At 67.0% G+C, this 24,701-nt stretch carries 1 protein-coding gene; it reads left to right on the top strand.

What is annotated here, in order from left to right; translation table 11 throughout:
- The first annotated feature begins 195 nt into the window (after positions 1 to 195).
- Positions 196 to 24,663 (top strand): non-ribosomal peptide synthetase, encoded by a 24,468-nt coding sequence (locus NMI01S_RS13310; protein WP_062997109.1) that lies wholly within the window; start codon positions 196 to 198, stop codon positions 24,661 to 24,663.
- The last annotated feature ends 38 nt before the right edge of the window (positions 24,664 to 24,701 follow it).

The following is a 24,701-nucleotide window of genomic DNA, read 5'->3' as shown; positions in this document are numbered from 1 at the left end:
TGTCTGCAGAGAATTCGCCCGTTTCGGCGGCGGGTGCATCGAGCTGAGCCGTGCACCGCAGTCGATCGGCGAATTCGAATGCAGCCGTAGTTCGGGTTCGATCTCGAAATAGGCATGAATACACATTTCGGATAGGTGGTACGGCGTGGTTCCGTTGTGCCGCAATGCCCGCGAGTCTGAGCGAGGGATTACACGATGAATCTGAAGTCAAACGGAACCGCCGACGACGAACTGGATCTGATTCCGCTCTCGAGGGCGCAGCACGGTATGTGGTTCGCGGACAGCATGCCGGGCGGACCGGCCGTCAACATCGCGCAGTACGTCGATCTCGAAGGCCCGATTGACGCGGACGTGTTCGCCCTGGCGGTCAACCGGGCCGCGCTCGAGATCGAGTCCCCGGTGGTGCGGGTGGTCGAATCCGACGGTCGCCCATACCAATTCGTCGACCGCAGCATCGTCTACGACGAGCCCGTGCTGGATTTCAGTGCCGAGGACGATCCGTTCGAAGCGGCGATGGAGTGGATGCGCCGCGACTACAACACCAAGGTCGCCGACCTGAGCCGTGATCGGCTCGCGGTCACACGGCTCATCCGGATCTCCGAGGAGCGGCACCTGTGGTATGCGCGCGCTCATCATCTGGTGATCGACGGTTACGGTGCGTTCAACCTCATCACCCGAGTAGCCGAACATTACAACGCAATACGCGAGAACAGGCCGCCGAAGAAGTTGGTGGCAGCCAAGTTGCGCGACATCGTCGAGACGGAGCAGACCTACCGCGCCAGCTCTCGGTTCGAGACGGACAAGTCGTATTGGCTCGACAAGGTCGCGGATCTTCCGACGCCTGCAAGTCTGTCGGGCCGCACCGCACGCTGGAGCAAGGACGACCGCGTAGTCGGCCGGCAGCTTCCCTCGCAGTTGTCCGACCGGCTCGACCGTTTCGCCGACGATCTAAAAGCCTCCGCCGCCCAAGTGGTGATCGCGGCATTCGCGGCGTTCCTCGCCCGGATGACACGGACCGACGATGTGGTGCTGTCGATGCCGGTGAGCGGACGCGTGACGATGAAACTGCGCAACGCCGCCGCGATGTTGGCGAATATGGTGCCGATCCGATTCAGTGTGAACGCGGCAACTACCGTCGAGGAGCTGGTCGGCGCGTCGGTGTCCGAACTCGTCTCGGCGATGCGGCATCAGCTCTACCGATTCGAGGACCTGCGCCGGGACTCGAATGCGCTGGACGCGGCGGCGAGTTCGTTCGGGCCGATCGTCAATGTTCTCTTCTTCGACTCGGAGATTCGTCTCGGGTCGGCGGAGGGCCGTTACCGTGCCTTGACGTCCGGGGTGCTCGACGATCTGCAGCTGAATTTGTATCGGCCCGGCGCCGAGGCGCCGCTGCTGATCGAACTGCACGGCAACGCGAACCTGTACGACCAGGATGAACTCGAACTGCACGCACACCGATTCATCGCATTCCTGCACCGGATGATCGAGTCGCCGACGGGCACCGCCATTGTCGACGTCCCGCTCGTCGACCCTGACGAAAAGCTGCGAATCGTAGGGGAACTCGCCGGCCGCCACGGAGAATCACCCGGCGAGACTCTGGTGGACCTCCTGGCCCGGCAGGCTGCCGCGAGTCCGTCCGCGGTCGCTGTCAGTTCCGGCGCGACAGCCCTCACCTATCGCGAACTGAACGAGTCGTCCACCCGGTTCGCGCGCAGGCTCATCGCCCTCGGCGCAGGGCCGGAGACTCTCGTGGCCATCGCCATGCCGCGGAATGTCGATCTGATCGTCGTCGTCCTGGCCGTACTGAAGTCGGGCGCCGGATATCTGCCGTTGGACGTAGCTCACCCGGCCGAGCGGCTCGAATACGTGTTGGACGACGCCGACCCGATCGCCATCGTGACGAACCAGGCTATGCGCGAGCATGTTCCGGGTGACCCCGGACGCGTGGTCCTCTTCGACGACGATACCTGTGTAGAACCCGGCGACCGCTCGGCTCCGATCACCGACGCCGAGCGCACCGGCGCACTGCGTTCCGACCACGTCGCCTACGTCATCTACACGTCCGGATCGACCGGGCGGCCGAAGGGCGTCTCGATATCCCATCGCGCCGTCACCACCTACCTGGTGAATACGTGCGCCGAGATCGGAGTGTGCGCCGAGGACGTCTGGACGTTCTTCCACTCGTTCGCGTTCGACTACTCGGTGTGGGAAATATTCGGGGCTCTGGTCACCGGAGGCCGAGTCGTCATCGTCGACAGCCTCACCACACGTTCGCCCGACGATGTCGTGCGGCTCGCGGTCCGGGAGAAGGTGACCGTTTTCAACCAGACGCCTTCGGCGTTCCTCCAGTTCGCAGCCGCCCGGCAGCGCTACGCCACGGCGGGGGAGCCGGACGGTGCGCTTTCACTTCGATTGGTCATCCTCTCCGGCGAGGCGCTGGATCCGGCGGGGTTGGCGGACTGGTACGAGCACAATCCGAACTCGCCTGTCGTGGCCAACAGTTACGGGATCACCGAAACCACCGTCTTCGTCACCTACCTCGGCCTGACACGCGACATCGCCGCGCCGGGCGCGCCGAGCGCAATCGGGCCGGCGTTGCCGGGGCTGCGAACATTCGTCCTGGACGAGCGCCTTCGCCCGGTCCCGCTCGGCGCGTGGGGCGAGATCTACGTCGCAGGAGCTCAACTCGCGCGCGGCTACCTCAACCGCCCGGCGCTGACGGCCGGACGCTTCGTCGCGAATCCGTTCGGGAAGCCGGGCGAGCGCCTGTACCGCAGCGGTGACGTAGCACGACGAAACCATAACGGCGAGTTGGAATACCGTGGCCGAGCCGACCAGCAGGTGCAACTGCGTGGTTTCCGGATCGAGCTGGACGAAATCCGTAACTCACTGCTGAGTCACAGCGCGGTGTCGGCGGCCGTCGTCGTCGTACACCGCCCGGGCACGGAGGCGGCTCGGCTGGTCGCCTATGTCGTGCCCGCCGACGACGCCATCTGCGAGGCCGAATCCCTTCGCGCACATGTCGGTGCGCGGCTGCCGGAATACATGGTCCCCGCCGGCATCGTCGTATTGGCGGCTTTGCCGCTCACGGTCAACGGCAAGGTGGACCACCGTGCGCTTCCGGATCCGGTATTCGATTCGGCCGCAGCGTACGTCGCGCCACGCACCGCTGTCGAGGAGTCGATCGCAGACGTCTTCGCCGAGGTTCTCGACCTGGAGCGGGTCGGCGTGTCGGACAGCTTCTTCGAACTCGGCGGCAATTCGCTCACCGCGACCAGCGCGGCCGTGCGCATCGCTGAGGTAACCCGGCGCGATGTGTCGGTCCGCGACCTTTTCGGTAAACCGACGGTCGCCGAACTCGCCGCGCATATCGAGGCCGGCCGGCACGCTCGACGGCCGGTGCTGAGCCCGGCGCGGCGGTCCGGTCCGGTTCCCCTGGCACCCGCGCAGAACAGAATGTGGCTGGTCAACCAAGCCGATCCGGCTTCTGCCGCATACAACATTCCGTTGGTGATGCAGCTGACCGGACGTCTCGACACCGCGGCACTGCGTGCCTCCCTGACCGACGTGATCGACCGGCACGAGTCACTGCGCACGTTCTACCCGGCCGTGGACGGTACCGGGACACAGGTCGTTCTGCCGGCCGAGGAAGTCGTCGCGGAACTCGATCTGACGCCGAAGCCCACCGATCCCGACGAGATCGCGAACCGGATTCGCGAGCTGGCCTCGGCCGGGACCGATGTGCGCCTCGGTCCGCCGATCAGGGGCGCGCTGCTTGCGACCGGCGACCGGCGGTGCCACGTCCTCGTCCTTGTGCTGCACCATATTTGCTGCGACGGCTCATCTCTGCGACCGCTCGCCGCCGATGTGGCAGCCGCGTACAGCGCGAGGTCGGAGGAGAAGACTCCGGACTGGCAGCCGTTGACGGTGCAGTACGCCGACTACAGCGTCTGGCACCGGGAACTGCTCGGCGACGAGAACGATCCGAACTCGCTGGCGGCGCAGCAATTGGGTTACTGGACACAGCGGCTGGCGGGCATGCCGCCGGTGCTGGAACTCCCCGCCGATCGCCCGCGCCCCAGCCGGCGATCCCTGCGCGGCGACGTCGCGCACACGGTGATTCCGGCTCGGACCTTCGTCGAGATCGAGCGGTTGGCGCGCACCGCTAATGTCACGACCTTCATGGTCGTTCACGCCGCACTGGCCGTGCTGCTCGCCCGACTGTCGGGCACCTCGGACATCACCATCGGGACACCGGTCGCCGGCCGAGGTGAACGCGCGCTCGAACCGCTCATCGGAATGTTCGTCAATACGGTGCCGCTGCGCACCGAGGTGCGCGACGACGAGTCACTGACCGCGTTCCTGGCCCGGGTCAAAGATGTCGACGTCGACGCCTTCGCCTACCGCGATCTGCCGTTCGAACGCATCGTGGAGGAACTCGATCCGGCGCATTCGTCGGCGTATGCCCCGTTGTGTCAGGTCTATCTGGCCTTCGAGAACATGGACCGGCCGAAACTGGAGCTTCCTGAACTCACGGTCGAGATCCTGGATCCGGGTCCCGAACCGGCAAAAGTCGACCTCATCGTCACGGTGGCCGAAAACTCGGCTGCGGGCGGCGACGTCGGTCTGCGAATCAATTACGCGACGGACCTGTTCGACCGGGGCACGATCGAGGAGCTCGCCGCGCGGCTGAACCGTATTCTCGATGCCTTCGTATCGAACCCGGTGGCGCGGGTCGGTGCTGTGGAGTTGTTGTCGGGGCTCGAGCGGACGCAGCTGGTGCCCGCGTCGGGTGGCACCGGCGTCGAACCGTCGGTACTGGCGGACTTGCTGGGCGGAGATCCGGATGCGCCTGCGATCGTGTCCGGTGCGCACTCGGTGTCCTACGGCCGATTGGACGAGTGGTCGAATCGTCTTGCGCGAGTGTTGATCCAGGAGGGCGTAGGCCCGGGCGATCACGTCGCGTTGATGATGGCTCGGTCGGTGGAATTCGTGGTCGGACTGTGGGCGACGACCAAAGCGGGTGCCGCGTTCGTTCCGGTCGATCCTCGCAACCCGGCAGAACGTGTCGCACACATGATCGCGGACTCCGGCGTGCGGCTCGCGATCACCGTCGACCATTCGCGCAACCTGCTCCCGACCGCGCTTCGAGCGCTGGTTCTCGACGATCCCGACACTCAGGCGTCGATCGCGACACGATCGGCCGCCGCCGTCACGGACGCAGACCGGATGCGCCCCTGCCGAGCCGCGGATACGGCGTACGTGATCTACACCTCGGGTTCGACCGGCGCACCGAAGGGCGTGGCGGTCACCCACGCGGGCCTGGCGAATTTCGCGGCCGAACAGCGTGAGCGCTACCGGGTCGATTCGAGGTCGCGCGTGCTGCAGGTGGCCGCGCCCGGTTTCGACGCGGTGATGCTGGAGCTGTTGATGGCGCATACCAACGGCGCACTGCTGGTGATCTCGCCCCCGGATGTGTTCGCCGGTCGTGAGCTGGCGGAACTGATTCGGGCACACCAGGTTTCCCACGCGTTCCTGACACCGAGCGTGCTGGCGACGATGTCGCCCGCCGGACTGGATTCGCTGCAGGTGCTGGTGGCCGGAGGAGAGGCCGTGTCCGCGGAAACCGTGGCGATGTGGGCGCCGGGACGACGGCTGTTCAACGGGTACGGACCGACCGAGACCACGATCATGGTCGCGATCAGTGATCCGTTGTGTGCCGGCGACCTCGTGACGATCGGCGGTCCGATCCGTGGAGTAGAGGCTGTGGTGCTGGACGCGTCATTGCGGCCGGTGCCGGTCGGGGTGACCGGAGAGTTGTACGTCGCCGGCGTCCAGCTGGCTCGCGGATATCTCGATCGGCCGGCCCGGACGGCCGCGTCGTTCGTCGCGAATCCGTTCGGTGCGCCGGGCACCCGCATGTACCGCGTCGGCGATCTCGCCCGCTGGACACCGGAGCACACGCTGGAATATGTCGGCCGCACCGATCTCCAGGTCAAGATCCGCGGCCAGCGGATCGAACTCGGTGAAATCGAATCCGTTCTGTCCGGACATCCTCACGTAGCGGCAGCAGTCGCCGTAGGAGTGGCGACCGACGGCGGCACCCGACTGGCCGGATACGTGGTCCCCGCCGGAACCGATATCGACACAGCGGAACTGGTGAACCATGTCGCACAGCGCTTGCCCTCGCACATGGTGCCCGAGACGGTGATGGTGCTCGACAGGCTGCCGCTGTCGTCGGTGGGCAAAGTCGATCGTGCGGCACTGCCGGAACCCGTCTTCGCCGCGACGGTCACCGAGTTCGTCGCACCTCGCAACGCGGCCGAGCAGAGCGTCGCGGATGTCTTCGCGGAAGTTCTGGGCATCGAGCAAGTCGGTGTCTTGGACAGCTTCTTCGACCTCGGCGGTAATTCGCTGTCGGCTACCCGTGCCGCCGCCCGCTTGAGCAGCGCGTTCGGCGTCGACGTCCCACTGCGCGCACTGTTCGAAGCGGCCACCGTCATGGCGTTGGCGGAGCGCATCCATGCCGCGGACGCGAGCGGACGAGTGCCGCTCGAGCCACAGCAGCGTCCGGACCGAATCCCGCTGTCACCCGCCCAGACCCGCATGTGGTTCCTCAACCAATTCGACACCGGCTCTGCGATATACAACGTTCCGCTGGTCGTGCGCATGTCGGGAACCCTGGACGTGCGCGCCATGCACGCCGCGATCGCGGATGTGTTCGACCGGCACGAGTCCCTTCGGACCGTCTACCCGGACAGCGAAAGCGGCCCGCACCAGGTGATCGTCCCTGTGGATGCCGTTGTGCCGACGCTGGCGCCGCTGCCCGTCGCGGCGAAGGAAGCGGAGGCACGGATCGCCGCCGAAGTTGCGGCCGGGTTCGACGTCACCTCCGCCGTGCCCTGCCGAATCACGCTGCTGCGCACCGCAACCGACGAGCACACCTTGGTTCTCGTGGTTCATCACATCAGTATCGACGGTTCATCGCTCGCCCCCCTCGCCGCCGACTTGACAACCGCCTACCGAGCCCGCACTCGGCAGCAGGCTCCGCAATGGGCGCCGTTGCCCGTGCAGTACGCGGATTACGCCCTGTGGCAACGGCAGCTGCTGGGTACCGAAGACAACCCACACAGTGCCACCGTGGCCCAGATCGCATACTGGCAGGCAACTCTCGCCGATCTGCCCGAGGTGCTCGATCTGCCCACCGATCGTCCGCGACCGGTACAGCAATCGTTCCGCGGGGCGACGGTGTCGACGACGGTGCCGGCCGACCTGCATCGTGACCTGGCCGGGCTGGCCCGCCGCTACGACACCACGGTGTTCATGGTGACGCACGCCGCCTTCGCGGCACTGCTGGCACGACTGTCGGGAACCGATGACATCGCAGTGGGTACGCCCATCGCAGGTCGTGGCGAGCCGGGACTCGACGGTCTGATCGGTATGTTCGTCAACACACTGGTGTTGCGGACGCGCATCGAGCCCGATGCGTCCTTCACCCGGATTCTGGAACAGGTCCGGGCCACCGATCTGGCCGCCTTCGAGAATGCCGATATCCCGTTCGAACGCCTCGTGGAGGTGCTGAACCCGCAGCGCACCACGGCACACGCGCCGTTGACCCAGGTCGGATTCTCGTTCCAGAACATCGACATCCCGACGGTGACGTTCGATGGCCTGACGGTTTCGGCTCATATGCCCGACCCGGGCGTGGCCAAATACGACCTGCATCTGAATCTCGTCGACACTCTCGGGCCCGCTGGTGAACCGGGCGAGATGGCAGTCGAATTCGGGTACGCCACGGACCTGTTCGACGAGACGACGATCACCACGATGTTCGAGCGCTACCTGTCGCTCCTGCGAGCGGTCGTCGCCGATCCTGCCCGGGCCGTCGGCGACATCGATCTGCTGTCGGCACACGAGGCACGCGTACTCACCGCACGTTCGACGGGGGAGATCACCCGCCGTACGAGCTCGACGATCGCGCAGATGTTCGCGGCGCAGGCGGCGGCGACGCCGGAGCACACGGCAGTGCTGGCCGCCGAGACCGGGGATCGGCTCACCTACGGCGAGTTCGCCGCGCGAGTGAATTCGCTCGCCCGCGTGCTGATCGCACGCGGGGTCGGCCCGGAAACCGTTGTGGCAGTGGCGATGCGGCGCTCCGTCGATCTGCTGACCACCCTGTATGCCATCCACGCGGCCGGCGCGGCCTACCTGCCCCTGGATCCGGATCATCCGATCGACCGCCTGCGGGCCGTGCTCACCGCCGCACGGCCGAGCGCGGTCCTCACTCGTCGCGCCGACACGGTGACTCTGCCCGACGACGTTGCGGTGTGGACGCTCGAAGAGTTCGAGACCGCCCGCATGGACGGGTCGCCGGTAACCGATACCGACCGGACCCGGCCGTTGCGTGCGGACGATCTGGCCTATGTCATCTACACCTCCGGGTCGACGGGCGTGCCGAAGGGCGTCGCCATTTCGCATGCCGCGGTCGTGAACCAACTCCGGTGGATGCGCGATCACTACCGGCTCGGTGGCGACGACGTCATGCTGCTGCGGACACCGTTCACGTTCGATCTGTCGATCTGGGAGCTCTTCTCGGCGTTGACATGCGGCGCGTCGCTGGTTGTCGCGGATCCTGACGCGCACGCCGACCCCGCTGCCGTGGCCCGGCTGATGGCGGAGCATCGAGTGACGACCGTGGACTTCGTCCCGTCGTTGCTCTCGGCCTTCGTCGACGTGGCCCCTGCCGGCGCGTTCGCCGCCCTGCGCCGCGTGCTGTGCATCGGCGAGGCGCTCCCGACCGACACCGTCCGCCGGTTCCGCGATCTCAGCGACGCGCGCATCGACAACCTGTACGGGCCGACCGAGGCCGCGGTGAGCGTGACCGCCCACCGGATCGAAGATTTCGATGCCGTCGCGGTGCCGATCGGAGCTCCCGAAGCCAACGTGGTCGTCCACGTGCTGGATTCGCGGCTGCGTCCGGTTCCCCCTGGGGTAACGGGCGAGTTGTACCTGGGCGGAATTCAATTGGCGCGAGGTTATCACCGGCGGCCGGGTCTGACGGCGGTGACATTCGTTGCCGATCCTTTCGCCGGGGCCGCCGGCGGCCGCCTGTATCGCACCGGCGACCTGGTCCGCTGGGGCGACGGCGGAGATATCCGGTATGTCGGTCGCGCGGACTCTCAGGTCAAGATTCGCGGGCTGCGGATCGAACTCGGTGACGTCGAAGCGGCGTTGCTCGCCCACGAGCAGGTGCACGGTGCCGTCGCGCAGGTACGCACCGACGGCGGCGAGCAGCGATTGGTCGCCTACGTGGTAGCCGAACCCGCGCTCGACATCAGGCAGGTGCGAAGCTTCCTGCTGCAGCGATTGCCCGCCTACATGGTGCCGACACCGGTGGTCCGGGTCGACTCGATCCCGCTCACGGCGAACGGCAAGGTCGACTTCAGGGCATTGCCCGTGCCGGAAGCGGGCACCCACCCGTCCGAGTACCGGGAGCCGAAAGGTCTTGTCCAACAGGCCATCGCCGGCGTCTTCGGCGAGCTTCTCGAGCTGCCGGCGGTCGGCGCCGACGACAGCTTCTTCGACCTGGGTGGCAATTCGCTGCTCGCGACGCGCGCGTTGAGCCGCATCGGCCGTGTTCTCGACGTATCCATACCGGTGCACGTGATCTTCGCGGCATCGACTGTGGCCGACCTCGCCGAGCGTATCGGGCATTTGCGTGCGGTACCGGGCCTTCCTGCCCCGACCCGGCGCCCCCGCCCGGATCGCCTTCCGCTTTCGCAGGCGCAGAATCGGATGTGGTTACTCAACCAATTCGATCCCGAGTCAGCGGGATACGTTGTGCCGCTGGCGATTCGTCTCGAAGGCGCTCTCGATGTCGATGCGCTGGCAGCGGCCGTCGGCGATGTCATCGAGCGGCACGAGAGCTTGCGCACGGTATACCCGGCAATCGACGGTACGGCGGCGCAGGTTGTGCTGGACGCGGCCGACGTGCTCGCCACGTGCGATCTCACACCCCAGCCGATCGGCGAGCGCGAGTTGGCGCAGCGGCTGGCCGAATTCACGAGCGTCGGATTCGATGTCTCGCAGCGGGTACCGTTGCGTGTCGCGCTGTTTCAGCTGTCGGACACCACGTGGACGATCGCGATGGCTGTCCATCACATCAGTTGCGACGGTTATTCGGTGGCGCCCCTTGCCGCCGATATCGTCACCGCCTACCGGGCGCGGTCCACCGGCACCGCGCCGGACTGGGCGCCATTGCCCCTCCAATTCGCCGATTACGCGCTGTGGCAGCGCGAAGTGCTCGGCTCGGTGGACGATCCGGACTCGTACGTCGCCCGCGACATCGTCTACTGGCGAACTCGACTGGCGGGCATCCCCGATCTGCTCGAGCTGCCGACCGATCGGCCGCGGCCGTCCGTGCAGACACAACGCGGAGCGGTGACCCACGTCGCGATCTCCGCGGAGTTGCACGGTCGGGTGGAGTCGCTGGCGCGCAGCGCCGGGGCCACGACGTTCATGGTGGTGCACACCGCGCTGGCCATCGTGCTGTCGAAACTGTCCGGCAGCGACGACGTCACCATCGGTGTGCCCCACGCCGGGCGCGGCGACCGGTCACTGGACGATCTGGTCGGGATGTTCGTCAATACGTTGGTCATGCGTACCCGCATCACGCCCGACCAGACGTTCATAAGCCTGCTCCACGACGTGCGGCGCACCGACATCGAGGCATACGACCATGCCGATGTTCCGTTCGAGCAGCTCGTCGATGCGCTGAATCCGCCACGATCGACGGCACACACCCCGTTGTTCCAGGTGATGCTCGCCTACCAGAACATGGCGCGGGCACGGGTCGAGCTTCCGGGGCTCGCTGTCGAGAGCGTCGACCCCGGCGACAGCGCCGCGATCTACGACTTGCTGCTCATGATGACCGAGGAGCACGGCACCCACAACGAGCCGGCCGGCATGCGATTGCGCATGACATACGCCACGGATCTGTTCGACGAAGACTCCGTGCGACGCTTCGCCGAGCAGTTCGTGCACGTCCTCGATGTCGCGGCATCCGAAGCCGGCACGACCGTCGATGGGATCGATCTGCTCGGTACCGCCGACCGGAAGCTACTGGAACGGTGGAACGACACCGGCGGCGCCGTCGTGACGGGCCGGACCCTTGTCGATGCCTTCGACGAACAGGTGGCGCGCACGCCCGATGCTCCGGCGATCGTCCTTCCGGACGGTGACGTGTTGACCTACCGGGATTTCGACGCCCGCGTCAATCGCCTGGCCGGATGGCTCATCGACCGGGGCGCGGAGCCCGAAACCGTTGTGGCAGTGGCCGTGCGCCGCTCGGCCGAGCTCGTAACGGCCTTGTACGCCGTGGTGAAGTCGGGCGCCGCGTTCCTTCCGATCGATCCGGATCATCCGAGTGTGCGTATCGCGCGTGTGCTGGACGCGGCACAGCCGCTGGTGGTACTCACGACCACGTCCGACGGCGCCGAACTGCCGGATGAATTCGACTCTGTGCGGATCGATCGACTGGACCTGACGGGTGTACCCGACGGCCCGATCACCGATGCCCAGCGGCGCGCGCCGCTCGAGGCGGGACACTGTGCCTACGTCTTGTTCACCTCCGGCTCCACCGGTGTCCCGAAGGGAGTCGCCCTCACTCACGCGGCGACTGTGAGTCAGCTGGCGTGGGCACAGCAGCAGTGGCCGCACAGCACGGCCGACGTGGTGCTGCACAAGACCCCGATCACGTTCGATATCGCGGTCTGGGAATTGTTCTGGCCGTTGCAGACCGGCGCGCGGGTCGTGATCGCCGCGCCGGACGGACACCGCGATCCGGCGTACATCGCCGATGTCATCGCGCGCCATCAGGTCGGCACGGTGCACTTCGTCCCGTCGATGCTCGACGTGCTTCTCGAATCCGCGGGCTCGCGGCAGATGTCGTCCGTGCGGCGGGTGTTCGTCGCGGGAGAGGCGTTGGCACAGCGCACGGTCGACGCTGCGGCGCAGGTGTTCGTGAACGCGGATCTGGTGAACTGGTACGGCCCCGCAGAGGCAGAGGTCGTCACCTCCCAGCGGTGCCTGCCCGGCGTGACGCCGCGCGCGACGGTTCCGATCGGTACACCCGTCGCCGGTATGCGGGTTCATGTGCTCGATGCGCGGCTGCGGCAGGTGCCTATCGGGGTCGTCGGCGATCTGTACGTCTCGGGTGTTCAGCTGGCGCGGGGCTATCACGCTCGCTCCGCCCTCACATGCGCGGCTTTCGTCGCGAACCCGTTCGGTGACCCGGGGGAGCGGCTGTACCGCACCGGCGATCTGGCCCGGTGGACGAAGGCCGGCGAGCTGGAATTCCTGGGCCGCAGCGACTTCCAGGTGAAGGTCCGCGGACAGCGGGTCGAACCCGGTGACATCGAAGCCGCGCTGTCCGCACTGCCGCAGGTGGCTCGCGCGGTCGTTGTCGCCACCTCGGATCGGATCGTCGGATACGTGACGCCGGCACCGGGCGCGACAACCAACGGTCGAGCGATTCGCGACCAGCTCACTCGCTCGCTGCCGCCGTACCTGGTTCCGGCCGCGGTAGAAGTGCTCGACTCGATGCCGCTCACCGCGAACGGCAAGCTCGATCGAGCCGCGTTGCCACAGCCGACGTTCGACGATGGCGAGGAATTCGTGCCACCTCGAACCGGCCGCGAAACGGTACTGGCGAATATCGTCGCGCAAGTCACCGGAGCCGATCGCGTGAGCGTGACGGCGAACTTGTTCGAGATCGGTGTCAACTCGCTCTCGGCCGCGCAGATAGCGGCGCGGGCCCAGGCAGCTCTCGGTGTCGAGGCCGGCATCCGTGACATCTTCGACGAGCCGACGATCGCGCGACTCGCCGAGCACCTCGCCCGCCGCACCGATTCCACGACGATTCCCCTCGCACCACGGGCACGGCCGGCGATCGTGCCGCTGGCGGCGGCCCAGCGACGGATGTGGTTCCTCAATCAGTTCGACACCGTGTCGTCGGCGTACAACATCTGCTTCGCGGCGCGGTTGACCGGCGCCCTGGACGTCGATGCGCTGCAGGCGGCGCTGCTCGACGTGGTGGCCCGGCACGAGCCGCTGCGGACGACATATCCCGCCGTCGACGGCGAGCCGTGCCAGGTGGTGCACGACGTGTCCGCCATGGCGGCGCAACTGGCGCTCGTTCCCGAAACGGTCGCCGGCGAGCTCGAGCTGACCGACCGCATCCGCCAGGTCTCCGGGACGGGTTTCGACATCGCGCACTCGGCGCCCGTACGGGCCCGGCTGTACCGCATCGGCGCCGAAGAGCACGTGATCGTGCTCGTGGCTCATCACATCGCCGCTGACGGATCCTCGATGGCGCCGCTGGCCGGCGACATCTTCGCCGCCTACGACGCACGTGTGAACGGGCTTGTGCCGCAATGGGAACCGCTGAAAGTGCAGTACGCCGACTACGCGCTGTGGCAGCGCGACGTGCTGGGCGCCGAGGACGATCCGGCGTCGTTGTCGGCGCGGCAGATCGCCTACTGGAGCGATGTTCTCGAAGACGCCCCGGAAATGCTCGACCTGCCGACCGATCGGCCCCGGCCGGCCACTGTGTCGACGGCCGGCGGCAGCATCGATGTCGCGGTGCCGCCGCGGCTGCACGACGCTGTGGTGGGGCTGGCGCACCGCGAAGGCGTCACCGTGTTCGTGGTGCTCCATGCGGCGCTGGCGATCCTGCTGGCTCGCACCGCGCACAGCGAAGACATTTGTGTCGGCACTCCGGTTGCCGGGCGCGGCGACCAGGCGCTCGACGATCTGGTCGGCATGTTCGTCAACACCGTCGTGTTGCGCACGCGAGTATGTGAGGACCGGTCGTTCCGCGAATTTCTGTCGGAGGTGCGCCACACCGATGTGGAGGCGCTCGCGCACGCGGACGTGCCCTATGAACGACTGGTCGACGTCCTGGAATGCCCCCGGTCGACCGCGTATACACCGTTGTTCCAGGTGATGTTCGGGCTGCAGAACATGCGTCCGGCCCGGTTCGAGTTGTCCGGTGTCGATGTCGAACTCCTCGATCCCGGCGTGGCACAGGCCAAAACCGACCTCACCGTGCTGGCGACCGAACGTGTCGAGGATGAGCGTCCCGCCGGTATCGACGTCGAGATCGTCTACGCCACAGATCTTTTCGTGGATTCGACCGTGGAATCGTTCGCAGAGCGGTTCGTTCGCGTTCTCGAAGCGGTCACGGCCGATCCGACCCGGCCGGTGGGCGACATCGGATTGCTGAGTGCCGAGGAGGCGCAACGCCTGCTTCCCGCACGTGGCGCCGGCACGACCACGCCGTGCCTGCTTCCCGTGCTGCTCGCGTCCGCCGCGGTCGCGAACCCCTTCGCGATCGCGCTGATCGGCGACGGCGAGACCCTCACCTATGGGGAGCTCGACCGCCGGTCGAACCGGCTCGCCGCTCATCTGCTGGCCCGGGACGTCGGGCCGGGTGTATTCGTCGCCCTCGCCGTGCCACGGTCGGTCGACTATCACATCGCCATGTGGGCGATCGCGAAGACCGGCGCCGCGTTCGTGCCGGTGGATCTGCGGTATCCCGCCGAGCGAATCGGGCATATGGTCAACGATTCCGGTGTCGAGATCGGGATCACGATCGAGGCAGCACGTACGTCGTTGCCGGACGGTGTCCATTGGCTGATCCTCGATGATCCGCGTTCGGCCGCCGATATCGCCGCGTGTCCGCAGCGCGCCGTCATGGACGCGGATCGCCCGCGGGCCTTGCAGATTCGAGACGCGGCCTATGTGGTCTACACCTCCGGGTCGACGGGAAAGCCGAAGGGCGTTGTCGTCACACACGAAGGACTGGCGGGGTTCGCGGCCGAGCAGCGTGATCGGTACCGGGTGGACAGCACCTCGCGGGTGCTGCAAGTGGCCGCGCCTGCCTTCGACGCGGTCCTGCTGGAGGCGTTGATGGCGCACGCCGCCGGTGCGGCGTTGGTCGTATCGCCACCGGAGGTGTTCGGTGGTTCGGAGCTGACCGAGCTGATCAGGAAGCATCGGGTATCGCATGCGTTCCTGACCCCGAGTGTGCTGGCGACGATGTCGCCCGCCGGCCTCGATTGCGTGCGGATGCTGGCGGTCGGCGGGGAGATGGTGGCGACGGATGTGGTCGCCGCCTGGGCGCCGGGTCGGCGCTTGCACAACATCTACGGTCCGACGGAAACAACCATCGTCATCACGATGAGCGACCCGGTGCAGCCCGGGGACGTGATCACCATCGGCGGGCCCATCCGGGGTGCGCAGGCCGTGGTCCTGGACGCGCGGTTGCGGCCGGTGCCGGTCGGAGTGGAAGGGGAGCTCTACCTTTCGGGCGCTCAGTTGGCGCGCGGCTACCTGAATCGTTGCGTGGCGACCGCGGGCGCGTTCGTGGCGAATCCCTACGGGGAACCGGGTTCGCGGATGTATCGCACCGGCGACATGGTCCGCTGGACCGCGCGCGGTGCGCTGGAGTACGTCGGCCGCATCGACTTCCAGGTCAAGATTCGCGGCCAGCGCATCGAACTCGGCGAAATCGACGCCGCACTGCTCACTCATCCCGAGGTGGTCTCCGCCGTGACCGTGCACCGAACCGGTCCCGGCGGGCAACCGATTCTGGCCGCCTATATCGTGACCGACCCTGCGGTGGACCTCGAACCGAATGCGGTGCTCGACCATGTCGCTGCCGCATTGCCTGCCCACATGGTGCCGGCGGTCGTCACGGTGCTCGACCGCATGCCGCTCGCCTCGACCGGCAAGGTGGACCGGAAAGCTCTGCCCGAACCCGTCTTCGAGATCAGGGAAGACGATGTGCCGGTGGTGGCGACCGACCTGGAACGTACTATCGCGGCCGCCTTCGCCGAGGTTCTCGGCGTCGCGTCCGTCGGCGCGGGGACATCGTTCTTCGCGCTCGGCGGTGACTCCATCATGTCGATCCAGCTGGCATCGCGGCTCAAGTCCGCAGGTGTCGTCGTGACCGCCCGGGATATCTTCGAGCGCAAGACCGTTCGCGGACTGGCGCAGGTTGCGGCGGCTTCCGAACGGACATCGCTCGCGGAGCTGCCCGAGGGCGGAGTGGGCGAGATCCCCTCCACGCCGATCGTATCGTGGTTCGTCGACCGACTCGGAGCAGCCGATCGGTTCGCGCAATCGATGGTGGTGCGGTTGCCCGGTGACGTGCGAGACGACGACGTGACCGCGACCGTGCAGGCCGTGCTTCAACGGCACGACATGCTGCGCTCGCGGCTGCGCGAACGACGGCTGGACGTGCTGCCGGAGTCCGCCGCTGACGCGGCGGCGTCGGTTCTGACCCGCACATTCCGTGCCGAGGAGGCCCCGGGCAGTGACGGTTTCACGGCCGTGGTGGAGGCGGCGCTGGCTGCCGCGTCCGACCGTCTGGATCCAGCCGCGGGCCGGATGCTGCAGGTTGTGTGCCTGGTCCCCGAACCGGGTGTCGATGCCGAGGCCCGGGCTCTCATCGTGATTCACCACCTGGCGGTCGACGGGGTGTCGTGGCGCATCCTTATTCCCGACTTCGTGGCCGCCTGGCAACAGGTCACGCAGGGGCAACCGGTGGAGCTGCCGGCGCAGGGCACGTCCATGCGCCGATGGGCGCACGCGCTGGCTGCTGCCGCTGAGGATCGCGCCGGTGAACTCGACCTGTGGCATCGGATGAGTGCGGCCGCCGATCCGCTGCTCGGCCGTGCGGCATTGGATCCCGCAGTCGATACTCAGTCGACCGTGCGGCATCTGGCGGTGTCCATTCCGGCAGAGCGCACCTCGGTGTTGCTCGATGCGGTCCCCGGCGCCGTTCGCGGCGGCATCGACGATGCGCTGCTCGCTGCTCTCGCCGTGGCGGTGACACGCTGGCGCAGGCGGCGCGGTGTCACCCATGAGGGCGTGAAAGTCCTGTTGGAGGGCCACGGACGTGAAGAGCAGATCGCTGCGGGCGCCGACCTCTCACGCACCGTGGGGTGGTTCACCAACGCGTATCCGGTTGCGCTCGACCTGAGTGGAATCGCGCTCACGGATCCGCGCGCGGTGGTCAAGTCGGTGAAGGATCAGTTGCGCGCGATACCGGACAAGGGAATCGGTTACGGTCTGCTGCGCTATTCGAACGCCGGCACCGCCGACCGGCTCGCCGGCTCGCCGGAGCCACAGATCAGTTACAACAATCTCGGCCGCGCCGGCGTCGATCTCACGTCCTTGTCGGACCTGGCATGGGTGCCGACCGATGAACAGTTCGACCGGCGGGCCGCATTCGATCCGAATATGCCCGCCGCGGCCGTCCTGACGATCGACGTGACTATCGTGGACACCGCGGCCGGACCCGAGCTGTCGGCGCACATCGGCTACGCCTCGCGTTTGCTCGAACACGACGACGTGGCCGAACTCGTCGGCGAATGGGTCGACGCCGTGACCACGATCGCCGAGGCGGCCTGCGCGAACCCCGACTGGGGTCTCTCCCGGGCCGACGTCCCGCTCGTCGACGTCACCCAGCCCGACCTGGACGCGTTCACCGACCGCTACGGTGCGCTGACCGACGTATGGTCGCTGGCGCCGCTGCAGGCGGGGTTGCTGTTCCACGCCGAACTCGCCTCCGGCCGGCTCGACGTCTACACAGCTCAATCGGTGGTCGCCCTGGCCGGCATCGTCGACGAGAAGCGGCTCGAGCGTTCTGCGAACGTCCTGCTCGAGCGGTACCCCAACCTGCGAGCCGCTTTCACCCGAACGGCCGACGGCGTGCCCGCACAGATCGTGCCCGCCCACACCACCGTCAGCTGGCGCAGGATCGAGTTGTCCACCGGCGCAGAGCAATTGGATGACCTGCTCGCAGCCGAGCGAACGGCCACATTCGATCCCGCCGACCCACCGCTGCTGCGATTCTTGTTCATCGTCGTCGGGCCGCAGGACTTCCGGCTGGTGTTGACGGCGCATCACCTCCTGGTGGACGGTTGGTCCCTGCCGCTGTTGTGGCGTGAGCTGATCGGCCTGTACGCGGTGAACACCCGGGCGGAACTGTTGCCCGACGTCGCGTCGTATCGCGACTACCTCGACTGGCTGGACCGGCGCGAGTGGTCCACCAGTATCGCTGCGTGGCGAGATGCGCTGTCCGACATCGGTGAGCCCACACTGGTCGCCGATCCGCACGCAGCGGCGACCACCGACATTCCGATCGACCTGGCGATCGTGCTCGATCACGCCGTCACGGCCGAGTTGGTGGAATTCGCCCGGGCCCGAGCGGTGACGATGGCGACGATCGTGCAGTTCGCCTGGGCGCTGGTACTGGGCAATCTGCTCGGCGTCGAACGCGTCGTATTCGGCAGCACCGTCTCCGGCCGGCCCGCCGACCTGCCGAGCGTCGAGTCGATGATCGGCCTGTTCATCAACACGATTCCGGTTGTCGCCGACGTGGACCGGACCCTGACCGTCGAGGACGCGCTGAATCGTTTGCAGGCCGAGAACACCGGTCTGCTCGAACACCACTATGTCGAGCTGTCGCAGATCATGGCGGCCGCGGGCGGCACTCAACTGTTCGACACCCTGGTCGTCTTCGAGTCCTATCCGGTCGACAGCAGCGGCATGGGTGACGCCGACATCGACGGGATGCGGGTGGTCTCGGCGGAAGGCAGCGACGCCACGCACTACCCGATCACGGTGCAAGCGCATCACACCGACGAATTGCATGTCCGAGTCCGTTACCAGCGTTCCCGCATCGATGACGTCACGGCGGCTGGTCTTGCCGCCCGGGTCGAGACAGTGCTGCGTGCGGTCACCGCCCATCCCCGTACGCCGCTCGGCGCGATCGACCTGTTGTCCCCGCGCGAGCGTCGCGAGCTGGTCCCCGCTTCGGGTGGCAGCGCCGCAGCGCCGCGCCTGATGGCGGAGCTGCTCGCAGCGGGCTCGGCCGCCGGACCCGTTGCCCCAGCGATGATTTCGGGTGACCGCACCGTGTCCTATCGCGAGCTGGACGCCTGGTCGAACCGGATGGCACGGCAATTGATCGGTTGGGGTGTGGGCCCTGGGGATCAGATCGCGCTGGTCATGGCGCGGTCGGTGGAGTTCGTCGTCGCGTTGTGGGCGGTGACCAAAGCGGGTGCGGCCTTCGTGCCGGTCGATACTCGGAATCCGGCCGAGCGGGTTGCGCACATGATCGCGGACTCCGCTGTGCGAGTGGCGATCACGGATTCGGCATCGCGGAAACTGCTTCCCGATGCGGTGCGCATGCTGGTTATCGACGACCTGGACACCGCCGAATCGATCGCCTCGCAACCGGCGGCCGCCGTGACCACGGCAGAACGCACGCGCACCCCCCACATCTGGGACACGGCTTACGTGATCTACACCTCGGGCTCGACGGGGACCCCGAAGGGGGTCGCGGTCACCCACGAGGGACTGGCGAATTTCGCAGCGGTACAACGTGATCGCTTCGGTGTGGACCGCGGGGCACGGGTGCTGCTCGGCGCCGCCCCCGGCTTCGACGTGATGGTGCTCGAGGTGCTGCTGGCCCACAGCAACGCCGCGACGCTGGTCGTGCCGCCGCCGGAGCTGTTCGCAGGCGAGGCTCTGCGGGAACTCATGGCGGCACATCGAGTTTCGCATGCCTTCCTGACCCCGAGTGTGCTGGCGACGATGTCGCCCACCGGACTGGACTCGTTGCGGGTGCTGGCCGCCGGTGGCGAGGCGGTCACGGCCGAGACCGTCGCGGTGTGGGCGCCCGGACGGCGGTTGCTGAACGGATACGGACCTACCGAAACCACGATTCTGGCAGCAATGAGCGACTTGTATCCCGGTGACGTGGTGACGATCGGCGCTCCGATGCGCGGTGTCGAGGCCGTCGTGCTGGACGAGTGGTTGCGGCCGGTGCCGGTCGGCGTGGTGGGGGAGTTGTATCTGGCCGGCGTGCAGCTGGCTCGGGGTTACGTGAACCGGTCGGCGTCGACCGCTGCCGCGTTCGTGGCCGATCCCTTCGGTGCGGCAGGTTCCCGCATGTACCGCACCGGCGACCTGGCCCGCTGGACACCGCAGCACACGCTCGAATATCTCGGCCGCCGTGATTTCCAGGTCAAGATTCGCGGGCAACGCATCGAACTCGGTGAGATCGAGTCGGTCCTGGTCGGCTATCCCGGGATCGAGCGGGCGGGTGTCGCGCTGCGAAAGGACGAACGCGGCATCGACCGGCTCGTCGGTTATCTCGTCTCCGCTGAGGACGTGGACCCGGACGAGGTGCGGGCCGCCGCGCGGTTGCGGCTGCCCGCGCACATGGTGCCCGACGTGTTCGTGACGCTCGCCGAATTGCCCCTCACCACCACCGGCAAACTCGACCGCCGGGCGCTTCCCACGCCGGCATTCACGGGGCTCAGGGAGTGGGTCGCCCCGCGCACCGACGCCGAGCGTCGCGTCGCGGAGGTGTTCGGGGAGGTATTGAACGTCGACCGAGTAGGGGCAGTGGACAACTTCTTCGACCTCGGTGGAGATTCGCTGTCGGCGACGCGAGTGACCGCGCGGTTGAGCGCGGCGCTCGGGGTGCGCATCGGTGTCCGGGATCTGTTCGAAACGGCGACGGTTGCCGATCTCGCGGCTCGGACGGCGACTTACGACCGGTACGTTCGGAAGCCGCTGATGCCACGACCTCGACCGGCACTCGTGCCGCTGTCACCGGCGCAGCAACGGATGTGGTTCCTCAACCAGTTCGACACCTCGGTCGGCGCGTACAACATCCCACTGGTGGTCCGATTGCGAGGAGAACTCGATCTCGACGCACTGCGACGCGCGTGCGGATTGGTCGTCGACCGGCACGAGGCGCTGCGAACCAAGTTCCCGGTGGCCGACGACATGCCCCACCAGGTCGCCGTCGACAGCGACGAGGTCGTACCCGCAATGACACCCGTCCGGATCGAGGAACGGCATCTCATGGAACGCGTAGTCGCAGCCGTTTCGAGCGGTTTCGATGTGCGCCAAGCGCCTCCGGTGCGGATCGAACTGTTCGCTGTCGATGACCGTGATCATGTACTGGTCGTCTGCGTGCACCACATCTGCGCCGATGGGCAATCGATGATGCCGCTGGCGCGGGATGTCGCTGTGGCGTACGAGGCAACTCGGCAAGGGGCGGAGCCGACATGGCCGGCCCTTGCGGTCCAGTACGCGGACTACGCGTTGTGGCAACGTGAATCGCTCGGCGACGAGGAGGACCCGGACTCGGTCGCGTCCCGGCAGCTGCGGTTCTGGAAGAACACCCTCGACGGGCTGCCCGAGCTGCTCGAGTTGCCGACCGATCTGCCCCGGCCGCCGGTGGCGTCGATGCGAGGCCGCGCCATCGATTTCGAGCTGCCCGTCGCATTGCACACCCGCATCGACGCCGTCGCACGGGCGTCGAACGCGACGGCCTTCATGTTTCTGCACGCCGCGTTGACCGTCCTGCTGTCCCGGCTCGCGGGCGTCGACGATATCGCGATCGGCACTCCGGTGGCCGGCCGCGGGGAGCGCGAACTCGACGATCTGATCGGGATGTTCGTCAACACCCTCGTGTTGCGATCGCGCGTGTCGCCGAATCAACCGTTCGCCGAATTGCTGGCCGCGACGCGTGATGCGGACCTTGCTGCCTTCGCGCACGCCGAGGTGCCCTTCGAACACGTCGTGGATATGCTGAATCCGCCCAGGTCGACCGCGCATCTGCCGCTCTATCAGGTCACTCTCGATGTGCAGAACCTGAGCAGGGCCGCACTGGAACTGCCGGGGCTCACCATCGAGCCGGTGGAGGGTGGCTTCGATCAGGCACAGGCGGACCTGGCCGTGAAGCTCGTCGAGCAGGTGGACGAGGCGGGGCGTCCGGCCGGCATGGTGGGTCGATTGACCTTCGCCACCGATCTTTTCGTCGAGGAGACGATGACTCGGTTCGCGCAGGCCTTCGTGCGGACGCTGGAGGAGGCGACCACGAATCCGGCGGTGCCGGTCGGCGATATCGACCTCGTCGGTCCGGTGCAGCGGCGCGAATTGCTCAGCGCGGCAGGGCAGCCGGGCGTCCCGGTCGCGGACGCGACGCTGGCGGAGCTGTTCGTCGAGCGGGTCGCGGCGCAGCCGAACGCGGTCGCCGTGACCGACGGCGTGACGCAGCTGACCTATGCGGAGCTCGATCGGCGCGCCGGTGACGTGGCCGCACGGTTGGCCGAGCAGGGGGTGGGACCGGAATCGCTGGTGGCAGTGGCGCTGCCGCGCTCTGTCGAACTGGTCGTCGGCCTGCTCGCGGTAGTGCGGGCGGGTGCCGGCTACCTGCCGTTGGATGTGGCCTACCCGCCCGAACGATTGCGGTTCATACTGGACGACGCCGCTCCGGCGGCGGTGTTGACCTCGGCGGATATGGCGGCGGCGATTCCGGAATACCCGGTACCGCTGATAATCGCCGAGGATTGTGTGGGAGCGACCGCGGCCTGTCGCGACGCGGCGGCGCCGAAGCCGCGGCCGGACAATCTTGCCTACGTGATCTACACCTCGGGGTCCACGGGCCGTCCCAAGGGAGTGGCGGTCAGCCATCGTGACGCGGTCACCTTGTTCACCCATGCGGCCGAGCGATTCGACATCGGTCCCGAGGATGTGTGGACGCTGTTCCATTCGTACGCCTTCGATTTCGCGGTGTGGGAGATGTGGGGTGCGCTGCTGTCCGGTGGCAGGGTGGTCGTTGTCGACTACGACACGTCCCGGTCCCCGCAGGCGATGGTCGACCTCGTGGCACGAGAGCGCGTGACGGTCCTGAGCCAGACTCCGTCGGCGTTCTACGGGTTCGCCGATGCAGAGCACTCCTACCGCGAATCCGATTGCGGAGCGGGTAATCTCGCCTTGCGGTACGTCGTCTTCGGCGGTGAGGAATTGGATAGCTCACGGTTGGCCGGCTGGTTCCTGGCTCATGCCCCGGAATCGCCGCGATTGGTCAACATGTACGGAATCACCGAGACGACTGTGCATGTGACGTCGACCGAAGTCGATCGGGCGGGTGGGGCCGGGATCGGATCGCCACTGCCGGGCTTGAAGGTGTACGTACTCGACTCCCGTTTGCGGCCGGTACCGATCGGTGTCGCAGGGGAGATCTATGTAGCCGGTGAGCAACTCGCGCGCGGCTACCTGGGGGCTCCGGCGCTGACCGCGGGCCGCTTCGTGGCGAACCCGTTCGATCCGCGTGGCGCCCGGTTGTATCGATCCGGAGATGTCGGCCGGTGGCAGAAGTCTGCGAGCGGTCTGGAGCTGACGTATGCCGGCCGTGCCGACGCGCAAGTACAGCTGCGGGGTTATCGGATCGAACCGGGTGAGGTGGAGGCGGCGCTGCTGCGGCATCCGTGCGTGACACGGGCCGCCGTGGCAGTCCATCGCCACCAGCGCGGCGTGGATCAGCTGATCGGTTACGTCGTGGGTGTCGACGGGCAGGCGATCGAACCGGGCGAAGTCCGGGAGGTCGCTGCGCAGGTCCTGACCGGCTACATGGTGCCGTCGGCGGTCATGGTTCTGCCGGATCTGCCGTTGACGGTCAACGGCAAGCTCGATCGAAAGGCGTTGCCCGCCCCCGATTTCGACGTGTCACTCGACGAATTCGTGGAGCCGCGCACTCGAACGGAGAAGCTGATCAGTGACGTCTATTCGAAAGTGCTGGGAGTACAGCGGGTCGGCGTATCGGATGGGTTCTTCGATCTGGGCGGCAATTCGCTTTTGGCCACGATGGTGGTCACCGAGCTGCGAACGCGAGGTGTGACCATCGCGTTGCCGTGGATGTTCGACGATGCGACGCCGAAGGTACTGGCGCGCAGGGCCGACGAGGCGACGGGCGGTGGCTCCGGCCTGGACGTGTTGCTTCCACTGCGCGCGCACGGAACGAAACCCGCGCTGTTCGCGGTGCATCCCGCCGGCGGGCTGGCGTGGTTCTACGGTGGCCTGCTCGAATATCTCGACAGTGATCGACCGGTGTACGGATTGCAGGACCCCCACGTAGTGGCGAGCGAACCACCGGCCGAGTCGGTGGAAGAACTGGCCGACCGCTATGTGGCCGAGATTCGCCGTGTTCAGCCGCACGGGCCCTATCACCTGCTCGGTTGGTCGTTGGGTGGGCAAATCGCGCATGCCATGGCGGCGCGACTTCGGTGCGACGGTGAGCCCGTCGGAATGCTGGCCGTGCTGGACAGCGCCGTAGCCACACCGGAGGAGCCGATCGCTCCGCCCGCAGTGGTGGAAGAACCAGCGCCGGGGCAGCTGATGGCAGACCTGCTCGGCGGCTGGCGAGAGTTGTTCGGCCTCGGAGACGAAGCGCACGCCGACACCTACGAACAAGCATGGGCCGTCATCCGCGATCAGGTGACCGGCACCGGGCTGTTCACCGCCGAACAGGTGAATCGGGTCATGGCGAGCTTCGAGACCGCGAGTCACATCGCCGATGATTATCAGCCGGGCGTTTTCGACGGAGATCTGATCTTCTTCACCGCGGGCAAGGACCACTCGGATCATGATGAACTCGCGAAGCAGTGGCGCGTCTATGTCACCGGTGAGGTTTACAACAAGGTCGTCGATGCGCGTCATCTCGAGTTGAGTCATCCTCACGCACTGTCGGAGGTCGGCCCGGTCATCGAAAGGGTGATGGAGCAGTGGTGACGACTCGGCTCGACGACGGCCGGATGCCCGCCTACACG

Origin of the sequence: Nocardia mikamii NBRC 108933, assembly GCF_001613505.1 — a bacterium.
In the GTDB taxonomy this organism is placed as follows: domain Bacteria; phylum Actinomycetota; class Actinomycetes; order Mycobacteriales; family Mycobacteriaceae; genus Nocardia; species Nocardia mikamii.
The sequence above is the reverse complement of the archived record's forward strand: the minus strand, read 5'-3'. Positions and strand labels throughout refer to the sequence as shown.